The organism is Azospirillum sp. UENF 312511 (genome assembly GCF_058780635.1).
Genome location: NZ_JBSNCG010000006.1, coordinates 1 through 15642, shown reverse-complemented (window position 1 = coordinate 15642; position 15642 = coordinate 1). Strand labels below are relative to the sequence as shown.

Sequence of the window (15642 nt, the reverse complement as noted above, 5' to 3'; positions counted from 1 at the left end):
CCGAACCCACCCCTCTCAACCGCGGATAATCGGCACCGGCGGCCGGAAGGGCGGACACAGAACATACAAGAACGGGCGAAAATATACTCAGCCATTATCAACCAAAGACAGCTACGGCAGAGCAGATGCTGATCCCGCCATCCTTGATCCGCTGGAGTTGGCGCCCGACAGCGTAGCGAAAGGTACGCCTCCGGTGAGGCTTTCAATTACCCACATCCGGCAGCACCGCTGGTGACGGCGGTCTCCACCTCGAACGCGGGCAATCCACGGCCTGTTGACATCGCACGATGTTCGGGAGGTGCCGATGGCCACGGGAGCCAACGCCTGGATCGACAATGAACTCGCTGGCTGCCACTTTGCCGACGAGCGGCTGGGGCGACGCTTGGGCACGTTGCTCGATCAGATGGCCGGGGCGATGGGCGACAGCATTCCCCTGGCCTGCCAGGACTGGGCCAACACCAAGGCGGCCTACCGGTTCTTCGCCAACGAGCGGGTGAGCGACGCGGACATCCTCTCCGGCCACTTCGATTCGACGCGCCAGCGGGTCGCCGCGGCCTCCGGCCCCATCCTGGTCATTCAGGACACCACAGAGTTCTCCTTCCAGCGTGAGCATCCCGAGAAGATCGGCCAGACCGTCCGGGTCAACAGTGGTCAGGACGAGGAGGGCCGGTTCCGCATGCACACCGTGTGTGGGCTGTTGATGCACGCCAGTTTGGCGGTCACGACCGAGGGTCTGCCCCTTGGGCTCGGCGCGGTCAAGTTCTGGACCCGGAGCAAGTTCAAGGGAACCGCCGCCCTCAAGAGAAGGATCAACCCAACGCGGGTTCCCATCGAGCAGAAGGAGAGTGTCCGCTGGCTGGAGAACCTGCGCCGGACCACGGAACTGTTCGGTGATCCGGGACGCTGCATCCACGTCGGCGATCGCGAAAGCGACATCTACGAGCTGTTTTGCCTGGCTCAGAAGATGGGCACGCATTTCCTGGTGCGAACCTGCGTCGATCGGCTCGCCCTTGGTGGCGATACGACCGTCGACGCCGTGATGGATGAGGTCGCCGTCCAAGGCGTGCATGCCGTTGCTGTCCGAGATGGCAAAGGTCACCTCGACACGGCGAAGGTCGAACTGACCTACCGTAGCCTGCGGATTTTGCCGCCGGTCGGAAAGCAGAGTCGCTATCCGGCCCTCTCCCTGACGGTCCTGCGTGCCCGAGAACGTGACGCGCCCGCCAACCGGCCGCGCATTGATTGGAAGCTCCTCACCGATCTGCCCGTCCTCTCGAACGAGGACGCCATTGAGAAGCTCCGTTGCTATTCGGTGAGGTGGAAGATCGAGTTGTTTCACAAAATCCTGAAGTCAGGCTGTAAGGCGGAAGAGGCGCGCCTGCGAAGCGCCGACCGTTTGGTGAAGTTGATCGCCGTCTACTGCTTGGTGAGTTGGCGAGTCTTCTGGCTAACGATGATCAACCGATCGGCGCCGGACATTGACGCAGGGATCGTCTTCACCGAGCGCGAGCAGAAGATCCTCAATTTCCTGATCCCGAACAAGGCTCCAACCACGCCCGGCAGCAACACCCTGGGCATCTATCTCACCAAAGTCGCCAAGCTCGGCGGCTATCTCGCTCGCGGCGGTGATCCACCACCGGGAAACACCGTCATGTGGCGGGGCATGTCTCGCCTGATCGACATTGCATTGGGTTCGGAGATCGCGCCGCAGCTTGTGGGTAATTGAAAGCCGGTGAGGGTCGCCTTGGCAAGGTATGGGGCGGCGTCTGAGGTTTGCGTGGCGCGTCATCGCGCGGACGCAAACGAGTTGCAAACGTCATGGCTTATGGGGTCCGAGTAGCAGCGGAACAGAAATTCCGATTGAGCCAAGGGGGCTGTACGGAAAACCCCAGCGGGACAGTTTCCGTACAGATGATCAAGCCGACAGAGTTTCCTGGCTATGATTCCGGGGCCTTGGGACCGGCGGGAAGGCGGCCCCTGTGCCTGTCGGAAAAACACATGCTTTGCGCGAAAAATTAGTTATAACTAACCGCGTTGCATCACCTAACGGAGGGTAATATGAACTGCGACTGGATTTTTTTAGACAAAGATGGAACAAGGACGGGAGTAACGTTACAAGAGCCAACACTCCCTGTTGTTGGTAACGGAAAATCATACAATCAAAAGAATTATAGAGTTGTTCTGGTTGGAACAAACCGCGTTATTTCAGCGAATCCACTTGTCATTGGTGAAGAAATTTAGTTGCGCCCAAAACGGGAAGCTGGCTTAGCGGCCCAATCGGAGTTTCTGTTCACCTGCTACCCGGCCCCCGAGTTCGAGCGCAACCAGACCCTGCTCGCCGCCAACGCCTACGGCCGGGCCGGCGGCGCGAAATCGGGGCGCGGGGGCCGTGCCCTGCTGATTGGGGTCCTGAGCTGTGCCCGGTGCGGACGGCGCCTGACCGTGTCGTATCGCGGCCGCCAGCCCAGCCAGGCCATATACCGTTGCGAACGTCCCCACCAGATGCTGGGACTGCCACGATGCCTCGGGTTTGGGAGTTCCCGGGTGGACGAGGTGGTCGCCGGCGAACTTCTCCGAGCCGTCGAGCCGATGGCGATCGAGGCCGCGCTGGAAGCCGAGCGGAGGCATATGGAACACCAAGCCGAGCGACGGCGGATGGCGGAGCTGGACCTGCAGAAGGCGCGCTACGAGGCGTCGCTGGCGGAACGGCGCTATGCCGCCTGCGATCCCGACAACCGGCTGATTGCCGCGCAGCTGGAAAAGAACTGGGAAGCAGCGCTTCGGCGTGTCGAGTCCTGCGAGGCGCGGGTCGCGTCCGTGTCGGCTCCCGTTCCGGTGGCCGACGTTCCGGATTTCGCCGGACTGGCGGACGATCTACAGGCCGCCTGGAACGCGCCGACGGTGACCACGAGGGCGCGCCAACGGTTGCTCCGAACCTCATCGTCAACATCATCGCCGACGTCGATGAGGCGGCGCGCGAAGTCATCCTCACCATCCACTGGCAGGGCGGCCAGCACTCGCAGCTGCGTCTCACCAAACCGAAATCCGGCGAGCACGGCTGCCGGACTCCGGAGGAGGCGATGGCGGTGATCCGCAGCATGGCGACGCGCTGGTCGGATGCGGGCATCGCCGCGCAGCTGAACCGGATGGGCATGCGCACCGGGCAGGGACTGACTAGGGGTATTGACTGTCACTGTTATGGGATGCTTTACAGGCCTTTGAGCGATTTGGGCGGACGGCCGCGCCGGCGAGGCGATTCTGGTGCAGGGAGAGGCCGATCTTCCAGAAGACCCTGTGCGACGGCCTGCGCCAGCAGGTTCTGAACCGACGAGACCGACCAGCGCGTTTCGCCGCGGGGCGTCCGGCAGTGCAGCTCTTCAAGATGCCGGGCAATGTTGGTCAGGGTTGGGTTGTCCAGCGTCTTCACCGCCGAAGCGACCAAGGTGACGAGATCGTCGCTGTCCCGCCGCCGCGGCGTACGCTCCAGAACCCCGTTGTCCACGAACCCGTCGCGCGCGAGGCGACGCACAGCGCGCGCCAGGGCCGCTCCGGTCCACGAGCCACCGTCGGGGCGCCGCGAGCCATTTCTGGCCAGGCTGCGGGCCACAGTCGCCCAGGAATAGCCGGGCCGCATCGCACGGACGTGCGGCAGGATTTCGTCGGCCACCCGCAGCACATCGGTGTCGCGCCGCGCCTCGCGGGCGTCGTTGACGGCGCGCACCGCCGCCGCAGAACGGAAGCGCAGGCCCGGATTGCCGCCGATGCGGCCACGGTCCCTGGCGGCCTTCAGCCCGGCCTTGGTGCGCTCGCGAATGAGCGCACGTTCGAACTCGGCCACCGCGCCGAGAATCTGCAAGGTGAAGCGGCCCTGCGGGCTGGTGGTGTCGATGGGATCGCCCAGCGAGCGAAAACCCGCCCCTTGGGCGTCGAGCGCCTCAATGATCTCCAGGAGGTGGGCGAGCGAACGGGCCAGCCGGTCGATGCGCACGACCACCAGCACATCGCCGGCACGGCAGCGCGCGATGGCACGCTTCAGCTCCGGGCGCGACCGGTCGCCGCCGGATCCATGCTCCCGGTGAATCGTTGAGCAACCGGCCGCCTTCAGCGCGTCGAGCTGCGGGTCGGTGGTTTGCTCGTCGGTCGACACGCGGGCGTACCCGATCAGGGCCATGGACCTCTCCCAGCGCAGCGGTCCGGAAACGGTGCACGCCGCCGAATTTTACCCGATTGAGCTTCGGACCCCCTCGCCAGGCGTCCGCCTGGGACATTTTACCAAATACGCAGACGGTACGTAACGGCCGTTTGGTAAAATATCTATGCGCCGCGAGCCGGCTTGCGCTCCGCTGATCGCCTGGGACCGTCAGCTGGAACGGGACAAGATGCCAAGCCGCGTCGGCCTCCCTGACCGGTGGGACATCAGGCAAGGAAGGCCCGCTGGCGGACCGCGTTCTGATCTGTCTTCCTGAAAGAACGTCGGCTTTTCAACGACATGGGGCGATGCCCCGTACGCCGACGGGGAGCTTTTCGCATGAACCGCCCACATTTCGCATGATCCGGTCTGCAAAACGGGGCCAAGCAGGGCGTTAAAACCCCTGGAATCCGGCTTTTCGCACGAACCACCCGACAACGACAGAGCGAAAGGAGCATTGTCCCACGGCGTCCGCCTCGAACAGGCACCGAAGAAAAACCCTCTGGCTCAGAACCAATTTGAACGATCAGTATCATTTCCTGCAATCCAGGAGTGCTCTTTCTTGGCTTCGCTGAAAACAAGATGGCTGAGCCGTTGGAGGAAGCAGCCAAGCCCTACCATCGCGGCGCGGTGGGGAAACCGCGGGTGATGATCGGCCCGTTGGTCGCTGAGTGGGGTTTTGCGCAAGGCATCGGCAAGCGAGGGCGGGGGCGAGAACGATCCACGCGAAAGTCGTGGGAACGCCTTGGTGAGGCAGCCCGCCTCAAGGCGTTCCAGGTTTGGGCAAAGACCGCCGGCGCGCTCAAACCACCGAGCCAACCCCACCCTCGCCCAGCCTTGCTATCGGCGCGTCGGTGGTGCTGTTGGCGCGGAGGGCCTCACGCCGTTTTCTGCTGCTGCTCCCGGAGCTTTGCGAGGAGTGGCTTCGCCCGTGCGTCTCCCGCATCGGCGCCGCGGTTCAGCCAATATTCCGCCCGTTCGGTATCCTTTTCAGGACGCCAGATGCCGAACAATTCGCCAAGCGCGGTCATGGCACCGGCTTCGTTCTGCTGGGCGGCGGCGGTCAACCAGCGTTCGGCTTGCTCGTAGTCCGGAGCCATGCCGAGCCCCTGCATGCAAAAGCGCCCCAGATTGACCTGCGCGAGGGCATGGCCCTGCTCGGCCGCCATGAGCGACCATTTGACGCCTTCCGTATAGTCCTGAGGCACACCATCGCCAGCGGCGTAGATGGCGCCGAGGCGGAACTGCGCCAACATGCTGCCCTGCTCGGCGGCGCGGCGGTACCAGTCGATCGCGTCAACCGTGCTGCGCGGAACGCCGAGGCCCAGGTTGTGCAGCAGGGCGATGTTGTAGCCCGCGTCCGGGTTGCCCTGCTCGGCGGCGCGGCGGAACCAGTCGAGCGCCCGGCCGTAATCGCGGTCGACGCCGCGGCCTTCGGCATAGAAGGCACCGATGCGCAGCTGCGCCTGCGGGTCTCCCTGGCCGGCGGCACGCTCATACCAGCGGGCGGCCTCCAGGTCGTCCTTCGGGACGCCCTGGCCATTCAAATACATCTGGGCAATGATGTGCTGGGCGCGGCGGTTGCCGAGTTCGGCGGCCCCCCGGTACCAGATCGCGGCCTCGAACAGGTTGGGCTGCACGCCGTCGCCGCGGCTGTGCAGTTCGCCCAGAAGGATCATGGCTTCGGCATCGCCTTGGACCGCGGCCTTGCGCAGCCAGGTTTCCGCCTGCTCGATGCTCCGCGGCACGCCGAGGCCGCGGGCGTAGAGCATCCCCAGAGCGCGTTGCGCCGCCGCCGTCCCCGCCTCGGCGGACTTGCGGTAGCACTCCATGGCTTTCTCGCTGTCCTGCTCGACGCCCAGCCCGGCCATGTACTGGCTGCCCAGATAGTACCAAGCCATGGCGTTGCCCTGCTCGGCGGCCTTCTGGAACCAGCCATGGGCGGTTTCGGGGTCGGGAGCCCCGCCATAGCCGCCAGCCAGCAGCGTGCCCAGGCCCAGCTGCGCCGGGGCGCTGCCCTGCTCGGCGGCGCGACGGTACCAGATTTCGGCTTCCTGGTAATCCGGCGTGATGCCGAAGCCGGACGCATACATGTAGCCGAGCATGGCCTGGGCAACGACCGCGCCCTGTTCGGCGGCGGCCCGAGCCCAGCGCAGCGCCTCCTCGTAATTCTGCTCGATCTTGAGGCCGTTGGGGAAAAGCATCTCAAGGACGGCGTCGCTCGGGATGGCGCCTTTGGCGCTGCCGGAGCCGTAATAATACATTTCCGCCAGTCGGACCTGGGCGTCCCTGTTGCCCTGCTCAGCGGCCTGCACGTACCAGCCGACGGCGTCCACGGCGTTGCGCAGGACGCCTTCGCCCAGATCGTAGAGACGACCGATGCGGTATTGCGCCTCCACATGACCGTCGCGCGCCGCAGCCAGCCAGAGGTCGAAGGCTGACTTGTGCTGTCCACGCTCGTAAGCCTTCAGGCCGCGCTCGTAGACGTCTTCTGGTTTGTTCCGTCCGAACAGCCTTTTGGCGGCGCCCAGCACCTGCCGCATGGAATACCCACCTTCGTGCTTTGTGGATGCCGGTGCCGCCCCATGACGGCACCGCTTGCCGTCCCGTTTTATGGCTCCCGGGCGCCTTCCGAAACGTTCTTCATCACACCTTCCATCAGATAGGACAGGATGGTGCGCTTTCCCACCATGATGTCGGCGACGACCGGCATGCCGGGGATCAACCGGAAGTTTTCCGGCACATCGCGCAGAGCCACCTCGGTCAACTCGATGCGCGACCGGTAGAAGGGCTGCTTGGCCTGTTGCGAACCGTCGTCCCGCTGGGTGAAGGCGTCTTCGCTGATCGTCCGCACCACACCCTTGCCCATGCCGTACTTGAGGTAACGGTACGCCTCGAACTTGACCTGCACCTCGTCGCCCAGCTTGACCGAGCCCTGGTCGGCCGTGTTGATCTCCGCCTCGACTTCGAGCTTGGCGTTGAGCGGCATCAGGGTGATGAGCTGGCGGGCGCCTTCGACCACTGAGCCGACGGAGAAGTGGCCGATGTCCAGCACCACCGCGTCCTCGACAGCCCGCAGGGCTATGAGATCCCGGCGCTTCTGGGCCTTGGCCATCTCCTCGGCGGCTTGGCTGAGTTCGGTCCGGCGGGTCACCAGATTGGTCAGCGTCTCGCTGCGCCATTGCTGGACATAGGCGTCGCGTTCCGCGCGCAGGGCTCCCATGTCGTGGGAGGCCGTTCGGATGGTGGCGTCGCTGAGGGCAAGGTTCCGCTCGACCTCGATCCGCGTGTCCGCCGCTTGGAGCGAGTTCAGGCGGCTGCCCACCTGGTTGCGCTCCAGCTCCTGGCGCATCGTCTCCACCTTGGTGAGGATTTCACGCCGGGACTGGTAATAGCGGGCATCCTCACGGCTGCGCGTGATCGTGGCCTGCGCGGTTTCGATGCGCTGGTCGAAGTTCGCCAGCTTCGCCTTGTACTCCGCCTGGCGATACTTCCAGATCGACGCCTGGAGCACCGCATCGGCGTTGCCGGTATCCGCATCGGCCAGCATCAACGGCTTGCCGTCGGCTTCCGCCTGCAGGCGGGCGATCTCCGCCTCCAGGCTCTGAATCTTGGCTTGAACCTGGGCGACGTCGGCCGTCGTGAAGGTCGGGTCGAGCGTCGCCAGCACATCGCCACGGCGCACCGTCTGCCCGATATGGACATCGATGCTGCGGATGATCGATGTTTCAAGCGGCTGGACGACGATGGTTGGCGACTTGGAGACGACGCGCCCCTGCGCCATCACCACGCGGTCGACGCCGACCGTGCCGCCCAGGACGAGCAGGCTGCCCAGCATGCCGGCCAGAACCCAGACCGTCATCCGCGCCTTCCAGGGATACGGCCTGCCGATCAGCTCCGCCGTTTCGCCCTGGAAGTCGTTGATTGCCCGCTCGGCGTCCAGATCAGTTGGTTGCGGTCGGCGCAAGAGAAGCACGGTCATGGATCGGTCCTGGAGCGAGGTGGCGGTTCTGCTGGAACCAAAGGTGCCGGTAGACGTCGCAGCGGTTCAGCAATTCGTCGTGCTTGCCGGCATCGTACAGGGCTCCCCGTTCAAGAACGAGGATCTGATCGCAGTTCACCAGCGAAGCCAGCCGGTGGGAGATGACGATCATCGTGCGGCCCTGCCCGATGCGGTTCAGGTTGTTGTTGATGATCGCCTCGCTGTCGGGGTCGAGGGCGCTCGTCGCTTCGTCCAGGATGAGGACGGAGGGATCGACGAGCAGGGCGCGGGCGATGGCGATGCGCTGACGCTGGCCGCCGGACAGGTTTGCCGACCCTTCCTCGATCATCGTGTCATAGCCGCGGGGCAGGCGCTCGATGAACTCCTCCGCACCGGCCATCCGGGCCGCGCGGATCACTTCGTCGAGCGAGGCGCTCTGGCGCGCCGCCATGATGTTCTCGCGGATCGTGCCGTTGAACAGGAAGTTGTCCTGCAGCACCACGCCAAGGCTGGAGCGCAGATGGCTCAGATCGATCTCGCGGAGATCGACGCCGTCGATCTTGATCAGGCCCTCATACTGCTGGTGCAGACCCTGGAGCAGGCGCGTGATGGTCGTCTTGCCCGAACCGCTTCGGCCCATGATGCCGACGACGGAGCCCTTCTGAATGGTGAAGGTAATATTGTCGAGCGCGTGGTTCTGCGAGCCGGGATAGCGGAAACGGACGTCGGAGAAGGTGATCTCACCCTTGATCTCCGGACGGACGCCGTGCGCGTCGCGCGGCCGCTCCGGCTTCTGATTGACCACTTCCGAAACCTGGCCGACCGCCCCCCGGACCTCCTGGACCTGCTGCATGATGCCCGCGATCTGGACGAAGGGGGCGACCGCGCGCTGCGCGATCATGCTGAAGGCCACGATCGTGCCGGCCTGGACCAGGGCGTTCTCGCCGATGGCGAGATAAGCGCCAAGCGCCAGGGAGCCGACGTAGACGCTCTTTTCCAGCGGTTGCAGGATGGTCTGCGGATGGTTGGCCAGAATGTTCATGTTCGTGGACGCACGCACGGCGTCCGCGACCCGGACATCCCACTCCTGGCGCTTGCGGCCTTCCAGGGCCAGCGACTTCACGGTTCGTATCCCATGCAGGATCTCGATCATGAAGGAGTTCTTGCGCTGCTCGGCCGCGATCACCTTCTTGTAGGCGCGCGCCAGCGGCGCGATGTACAGGAACACGACCAGGAACATCAGGGCCGCCAAGCTGAGCACCATGAGCGACAGATAGGGGCTGAGCGTGAACATCACCGGGATCAGGATGACGAGCGTCAGCGAGTCCAGCACGGTGCCGAACAACTGGTTCGTTAGGAAGTTGCGGATGCGCCAGACTTCGTTGAGACGGTGATTGATCACACCGGTCGGTGTGCGCTCGAAGAAATCGATCGGCAGATTGATCATCCGGTCAAAGATGAACAAGCTGATGCGGGCGTCGATCCGTGCCGTGCCGACGGCGATCAGGTAGCGCCGCAGATAGGCGAACAATGTGTCGAAGATGAGGAGGATCGCGATCCCCCCCAGCAGCACGGCCAGGGTGGACAGGCGCTGGTGAACCAGCACGCGGTCCACGATGACCATGAAGATGAGCGGCGGCATGATGACGAGGATGCTGAGCATCAGCGCGGCGATGCTCACGTCCCGGAAGATCCGCCGCTCCCTCAGGATCTGGTTGATGACCCACCGGAAGCCGAACGGCTGCTCATCGTCGTTCAGCGCGTAGGAGCGCTTGAAGAGGATGGCGTCACCGTCCCAGACGGAGTTCAGCCGCACCTCGTCGACCGCGACGCAGGCCTCTTCGAGGCTCAGCGGATCCTGCAGCAACGCCGCCGGAGCCGATCCATCGTCGGCCTTGCGGAACCCGATGAGCAACATGGCCCGCCCGTCGCGCATGCGCAGCAACGCCGGCAGCGCCTTGCCCAGGTTGGCCAAGTGTTTCCATCGGAGTTTCGTCGGGCGGGCCTGGAGGCCGTTTTCCCTGGCGATCTTGGTCAGCAGGCCGGGACCGACCTCTTCCGCACCGATCGCATGATCACGCAGCAGCTGTTCGATCGACAGATGCAGACCGTGATGGCGCGCCACAATGACGAGACCATGCAGGTTGGTGTGCATGGCCGACGTTGACGGCTCTTGCGAGTTTCTGGCAGTTTGGCTGTGCATCACGGCTCTTTGTTTCCAAGGCTCGGCTGGCGGTCGGACTGTAGTGTATCCTCTCGAAAGGGTACAAGAAAATGTCTGTGACCAGAGAGGGCGAAGCAATCTGCGCATCGAGATTACTCCTTGCGCATGGTCAACAGACCTTTAACAGGACGCGAGAAAAGGCCGTGCGCGGTCTGATGTCCTACGCTGACCACACAAAGCGCGGAAGAAACGCGGATCCGGAAAAGCTCGCATGACTTTTCCGGAAATGCCAAAGCCTTCGGCGGGACACGACGCTCACGCGGTCCCATAAGCGTCTGGAAAGCTTGGCGCCGCGGCGCGCGCAGGCTCCCTCGTCCGCCTGCCCAGCACGCCCTCGATCGGCGGGCACGGCCATCCCCGGGCGGCAGCGACACCAAGCGCAGCCCATTGCCCTCGCAGACTTCTGATCCGCACGGCGCGCTGACGCACGATCAATTCGTGCGTCCGGTGCGGCGGTGGCAGTGGCGGTGGAATCAAGGGGACATGATGGCAAACGCCAGGGCCCGCGTCATGGCCGGTCCAGGCCGGGAACCGTGGCCGCCCACACCGTCACGCCGGGCAACCTTGGGAAGAAAGCCGGCGTGGTTCGCGTCGATCGCAAGAAAAATTCCGGACGGGGCCTTCCACAAAGAACAACGAAAGTCTTCACGCTTTTATTGCAATTAATGAAAATTTTTATTGAAAACAACCCTTTTGGCTGATGGAGAAAACGGCGACGCGCGAAAGGGGTATGTCTGAATACTGGCCCTTACCCTCTCGCATCGAATTTCTTCAATAGAACTAAGTTGTTTTCCCGCTATATCTCCAATGAAAATCCCCAGATGAAATGAATATAAGTATCTACGTCACCTTATATGAGGAGCATGAGTTATCCCTTATTAGGAGATTGCAGAAGTCTACCTTGGAAATTCATGTCATAGGGTGTCGCACGCCTTGCCATATACGCGAGACAGGCGGTCGGGCATCCCAACGATCACAACAAAATTTTACGGAGAGTTTCCCTTGAACGAAGTCATCATCGCGGACGCTGGGCTTGAGGACCTCGACGGGCTGCTCAGCCGCCGCCGTCCCGACGTTCAGGTCGCGCTCGTCTCCGCCACCGACGATGTTCACGCCGTGCTGGCAACGGCCCTTGCCGCGCGTCCAGCCGCCGTGCATCTGGTTGCCCATGGCGAGCCGGGACGGGTCCGGCTGGGAGCCCGGCCCCTGGACGCGCAGTCGCTGCTCGACCGCGCCTGGCCTGACGCGCACGGCACCGAAATCCACATCCACGCCTGCCATGCCGGTTCCGGCGCGGCGGGGCGCCTCCTGCTCGACCGTCTGGCCGCCGCCACCGGCGCCGCCGTCGCCGCGGCCTCCGGTCCGGTCGGCCCCGCCACGCAGGGCGCCTCCTGGACGCTCGACCTGCAAAGCGCGGCCGCTCCCATGTCCGTTCCCTCCCCCTTCGCCGGGGTTGATGGCTGGTCTCACGTGCTGGCCGTCACCGGCACCGCGACGCCGGGCAACGATACGCTGACCAGTGACGACGCTGCGGACAACATCGACGGAGGCGCCGGCAACGACGTTCTGATCGGCAACGGCGGCAATGACACGCTGATCGGCGGCCTTGGCCACGACACCATGGATGGTGGCGCCGGGGCCGACGTGTTCGACGGCGGCGACGGCTTCGACGTCGTCACCTACGAGAACGCCACCGCCGGCATGATCATCGACATCGGCAACCCGGCGAACAGCACGGGCGACGCCGCCGGCGACACCTTCACTGGCATTGAGCGCTGGATCGGCTCCAACTTCGCCGACACCATGGTGGCCGGAAACGACCCGGTGTGGTTCTGGGGCCATGCGGGCGACGATGTGGAGATCGGCGGCGCCGGCAACGACACGATGGAGAGCGGCGACGGCAACGACACCGTCTATGGCGGCGCCGGCGACGACCAGATCTACAGCCGAGCCGACAACGACGTGCTCTATGGCGAGGACGGCAACGACCTGATCTACGGCGGCTGGGGCGACGACATGCTCGACGGCGGGGCCGGCAACGACACCCTGTTCGGTGAAGGGGACACCGACACCATCTACGGGGGCGCCGGCGACGACAGCATGGACGGCGGCCAGGGCAACGATCTGCTGTACGGCGGCGACGGCAACGACACGCTGATCGGCGGCATCGGCCACGACACCATGGAAGGCGGCGCCGGGGCCGACGTGTTCGACGGCGGCGACGGCTTCGACGAGGTGACCTACGCGAACTCGACCGCGGGCGTCGTCCTGGATCTGCGCAACCCGGCGAACAGCACGGGCGACGCCGCCGGCGACACCTTCACCAACGTCGAGCGCTGGATCGGCAGCGAGTTCGCCGACCGTATGGTCGCCAACGACGACGGCGTCTGGTTTTGGGGTCATGGCGGCGACGACGTCGAGATCGGCGGCGCCGGCAACGACACGCTGGAGAGCGGCGCCGGCAACGACACCATTTACGGTGGCGCCGGCGACGACCGGGCTTTCGGCCGCGGCGATGACGACGTGCTGTACGGCGAGGACGGCAACGACCTGCTGGCCGGTGGCGGCGGCAAGGACAGCCTGGACGGCGGCGCCGGCAACGACACGCTGATCGGCGACTGGGACACCGATACGATGATCGGCGGTGACGGCGACGACACCTTCTACAGCGGCGAACACGGCAACTCGTCCGAGGCCGACGTGATCCTGGGCGGGGCCGGCAACGACACCTTCATCGTCGCCTCCCAGGGCGATGCGGGCACGGTGTCCTTCGACGGCGGCGACGGCAACGACACGCTGCGGATCAGCTCCGACAACGTGACCGATCCGGAAGGCAAGATCACCACGGCGACGCCGCAGATCGACATTTCCGGCATGACCCTGGCCGGCGTGGAGAATCTGGAACTGGTCGGCAGCGTCCGCCACACGGTGACGATGACGACCGCCCAGGCCAACGGCTTCACAGGCGGGGTGATCGGGGCCACGGTCGGCGACGTCTTCAGCATCGTCGGCACGGCGATGACGGGCACGGTCACCGCCGGCGACGGCAGCCAGCTCACCGCCGGGCAGGTCCAGGCCGAAACGGTGAATGGCGTCACCCTGCTGCGCATCGGCAACGACGCCAACGCGGGCGCCGACGTGACCCTGCGTTTCGACGGCAGCTTCGCGGCGAGCCAGTTCCAGGTCAGCGGCAGCACCGTCACCTTGGCCAATGCCACGGTCACGCCGCCCACCACCGAACCCCCGGTCACCGAGCCGCCGGTTACCGAACCTCCGGTCACCCAGCCGCCCACCACCGAACCTCCGGCCACCACCATGTTCGACGTCACGGTGGACGGCGAAAGCAGCCGGGTGGCGGCGGAGGCCTACACGGGTCCGGTCACGTCCCTGCAGTGGCAGTTCATCGGCGGCTCCGGCAACGAAGCGATCAACGGCACCGCCGGCAACGACTTCATCAACATGGGCGCCGGCAACGACGCGATCAACGGAGGCGCCGGGGACGACGTGCTGGACGGCGGCTCGGGCTCCAACTGGCTGACCGGTGGAAGCGGTCAGGACGCCTTCTTCGTCGACGGCCGCAACCCGGAGGCCACCTGGTCCACGGTCTCCGACCTGGAGAAGGGCGAGTGGGCGGTCATCTGGGGCTTCAAGGAGGGCGTCTCCAAGCTGACCTGGGACAACATGTCGGGCGCCGACGGCGCCAAGGGGGCCACGGCCTACTGCGACATCGACGGCAACGGCACCATCGACACCGCGATGACCTTCACCGGGGTCTCCGTCTCGTCGCTGATGACCAGCACCTGGACCTCGGGGGACAGCCCCTATCTCGCCATCACCCTGACCTGAGCGGAAACCTCCATCCCCGGACCCGGCCGGGCGCCCTGCGGCGCCCGGTTGGGCATTCCGGTCGACGAACCCGGACGGCCGAGCGGGCAGCCTGACACATCAGGCTGCCCGCTTGACGCATTCAGGAAAGGCGCATTCAGGAAAGACGTTCCGCCACCAGATCGGCGATGGCGAGGCAGGACGTCAGCCCGGGCGATTCCATGCCGAACAGATTGACCAGCCCGGCAACGCCGTGACTGTCCGGTCCCTGGATCAGGAAATCGGCTTGCGGTTGCCCCGGCCCGCTCAGCTTGGGGCGAACGCCGGCGTAGGCGGGCACCAGGGCCCCGTCGGGCAACCCCGGCCAATAGCGGCGAACCTCGCCGTAGAAGGCGTCGGCCCGCCGGGGATCGACCCTGTAGTCGGGTTCGCCATGATCCGCGGGCGCCAGCCATTCCACATCCGGCCCGAAACGGGCCTGCCCGGCAAGGTCCAGCGTCAGGTGGACGCCGAGCCCGCCGTCCACCGGCACTGGGTAGACCAGCCGGGCGAAGGGTGAACGCCCTTGTCCCAGCGCGTAATAGTTCCCCTTGGCCAGCACCCGCGGCGGCACATGCTCTGCCGGGAAACCTTCCAGCCCGCGCGCCACGGCCCAGGCCCCCAGACTCGCGGCGTTGATCAGCGTGCCGCAGGCGATGCGCATCGGTTCCGCCCCGCCGACCTCCAGGTCGAAGCCGTTTCCGGTGCGATGGGCACGCTCCAGCGGGCTCAGGACGGCCAGCATGGCGCCCGCCTCCTCGGCGTCGCCCAGCAGGGCCAGCATCAGACCATGGCTGTCGATGATCCCCGTGGACGGCGACAACAGCGCCCCGACGCAGCGCAGGGCGGGCTCCAGCGCCGTCACCGCGGCCGTCGGAAGCTCGACGAGATCCTCCACGCCATTGACGGCGGCCTGGGCGCGGATGGCCTCCAGCCGGGATCGCTGGCCATCCTCGGTGGCGACGATCAGCTTGCCGATGCGGCGATGCCCGACTCCGTGCTCCGCGCAATAGGCGTAAAGGGCATCCCGCCCGGCCACGCACAACCGCGCGCGCAGGCTGCCCGTTGGGTAGTAGATGCCGGCGTGGATGACCTCGGAGTTGCGCGAGCTGGTGCCGGTGCCGATGGCCTCCGCTGCCTCCAGGATGATCACCTCCCGCCCGGCGCGGGCCAGACGCCGGGCCACCGCCAGCCCGATCACCCCGGCTCCCACCACCACGCAGTCCACCCGCTCCATGCTTTTCCTCCGGCCCCGCTTCGCCCTGCCCTCGATGCAGGATCATAGAAGCCGCACGCCGGGGGGATGAAGCGGGATTTCCCGTTCAGAGCATGATGCCCGCTCAGAGCATGATGATGGAGATGTACGGAACGTTCCCGCTCATG

The 15642-nt window shown here is 65.3% G+C and carries 10 protein-coding genes; 5 read left to right on the top strand and 5 right to left on the bottom strand.

Features of this window, described 5'->3' with window-relative positions:
• Positions 1 to 304 precede the first annotated feature (304 nt).
• The 3 genes from ACWPN7_RS33915 (at position 305) to ACWPN7_RS33905 (ending at position 3090) form a co-directional block, all read left to right on the top strand.
• The gene (locus ACWPN7_RS33915; RefSeq protein WP_492273750.1) at positions 305 to 1726 is read left to right on the top strand and encodes an IS4 family transposase; all 1422 of its coding nucleotides are present in this window, start codon (positions 305 to 307) and stop codon (positions 1724 to 1726) included.
• A 332-nt stretch (positions 1727 to 2058) separates the two neighbouring features.
• Complete coding sequence (locus ACWPN7_RS33910; protein WP_456530950.1) at positions 2059 to 2241, top strand: hypothetical protein; 183 nt, start codon at positions 2059 to 2061, stop codon at positions 2239 to 2241.
• 303 nt (positions 2242 to 2544) lie between these two features.
• Positions 2545 to 3090, top strand: coding sequence for a hypothetical protein (locus tag ACWPN7_RS33905; protein WP_459197932.1), 546 nt, complete (start codon positions 2545 to 2547; stop codon positions 3088 to 3090).
• Positions 3091 to 3208: 118 nt separating this feature from the next.
• On the opposite strand, the gene ACWPN7_RS33900 is transcribed toward ACWPN7_RS33905, so the two are convergent.
• The 4 genes from ACWPN7_RS33900 to ACWPN7_RS33885 all read right to left on the bottom strand — a co-directional run bounded on the left by ACWPN7_RS33900 (position 3209) and on the right by ACWPN7_RS33885 (position 10482).
• On the bottom strand, positions 3209 to 4171 hold the full coding sequence (locus ACWPN7_RS33900; protein WP_459197896.1) for a recombinase family protein: 963 nt from the start codon (positions 4169 to 4171) through the stop codon (positions 3209 to 3211).
• 896 nt (positions 4172 to 5067) lie between these two features.
• Entirely contained in the window at positions 5068 to 6732 is a 1665-nt protein-coding gene (locus ACWPN7_RS33895) for an SEL1-like repeat protein (protein ID WP_103041214.1), read from the bottom strand.
• A 68-nt stretch (positions 6733 to 6800) separates the two neighbouring features.
• Complete coding sequence (locus ACWPN7_RS33890; protein ID WP_103041213.1) at positions 6801 to 8171, bottom strand: HlyD family type I secretion periplasmic adaptor subunit; 1371 nt, start codon at positions 8169 to 8171, stop codon at positions 6801 to 6803.
• The gene (locus ACWPN7_RS33885; protein ID WP_459197897.1) at positions 8134 to 10482 is read right to left on the bottom strand and encodes a peptidase domain-containing ABC transporter; all 2349 of its coding nucleotides are present in this window, start codon (positions 10480 to 10482) and stop codon (positions 8134 to 8136) included. The genes ACWPN7_RS33890 and ACWPN7_RS33885 overlap by 38 nt, the downstream gene beginning before the upstream one ends.
• Before the next feature lie 446 nt (positions 10483 to 10928).
• Here ACWPN7_RS33885 and ACWPN7_RS33880 point away from each other — a divergent pair, with 446 nt between their 5' ends.
• Complete coding sequence (locus tag ACWPN7_RS33880) at positions 10929 to 11096, top strand: hypothetical protein (RefSeq protein ID WP_459197898.1); 168 nt, start codon at positions 10929 to 10931, stop codon at positions 11094 to 11096.
• A gap of 301 nt (positions 11097 to 11397) precedes the next feature.
• Positions 11398 to 14241 carry a DUF4347 domain-containing protein gene (locus tag ACWPN7_RS33875; RefSeq protein WP_103041211.1) on the top strand — a complete coding sequence of 948 codons (2844 nt, stop codon included), beginning with the start codon at positions 11398 to 11400 and terminating at the stop codon, positions 14239 to 14241.
• A 136-nt stretch (positions 14242 to 14377) separates the two neighbouring features.
• On the opposite strand, the gene ACWPN7_RS33870 is transcribed toward ACWPN7_RS33875, so the two are convergent.
• Positions 14378 to 15496, bottom strand: a complete 1119-nt coding sequence (locus ACWPN7_RS33870) for an NAD(P)/FAD-dependent oxidoreductase (RefSeq protein WP_103041210.1) — start codon at positions 15494 to 15496, stop codon at positions 14378 to 14380.
• Positions 15497 to 15642: the final 146 nt, after the last annotated feature.

Bases quoted from the DNA above. Each gene is read 5' to 3' on its own strand.
- ACWPN7_RS33915 (WP_492273750.1), top strand. From the start codon at position 305: ATGGCCACGGGAGCCAACGCCTGGATCGACAATGAACTCGCTGGCTGC.
- ACWPN7_RS33910 (WP_456530950.1), top strand. From the start codon at position 2,059: ATGAACTGCGACTGGATTTTTTTAGACAAAGATGGAACAAGGACGGGA.
- ACWPN7_RS33900 (WP_459197896.1), bottom strand. From the start codon at position 4,171: ATGGCCCTGATCGGGTACGCCCGCGTGTCGACCGACGAGCAAACCACC.
- ACWPN7_RS33895 (WP_103041214.1), bottom strand. From the start codon at position 6,732: ATGCGGCAGGTGCTGGGCGCCGCCAAAAGGCTGTTCGGACGGAACAAA.
- ACWPN7_RS33890 (WP_103041213.1), bottom strand. From the start codon at position 8,171: ATGACCGTGCTTCTCTTGCGCCGACCGCAACCAACTGATCTGGACGCC.
- ACWPN7_RS33885 (WP_459197897.1), bottom strand. From the start codon at position 10,482: ATGCGCAGATTGCTTCGCCCTCTCTGGTCACAGACATTTTCTTGTACC.
- ACWPN7_RS33870 (WP_103041210.1), bottom strand. From the start codon at position 15,496: ATGGAGCGGGTGGACTGCGTGGTGGTGGGAGCCGGGGTGATCGGGCTG.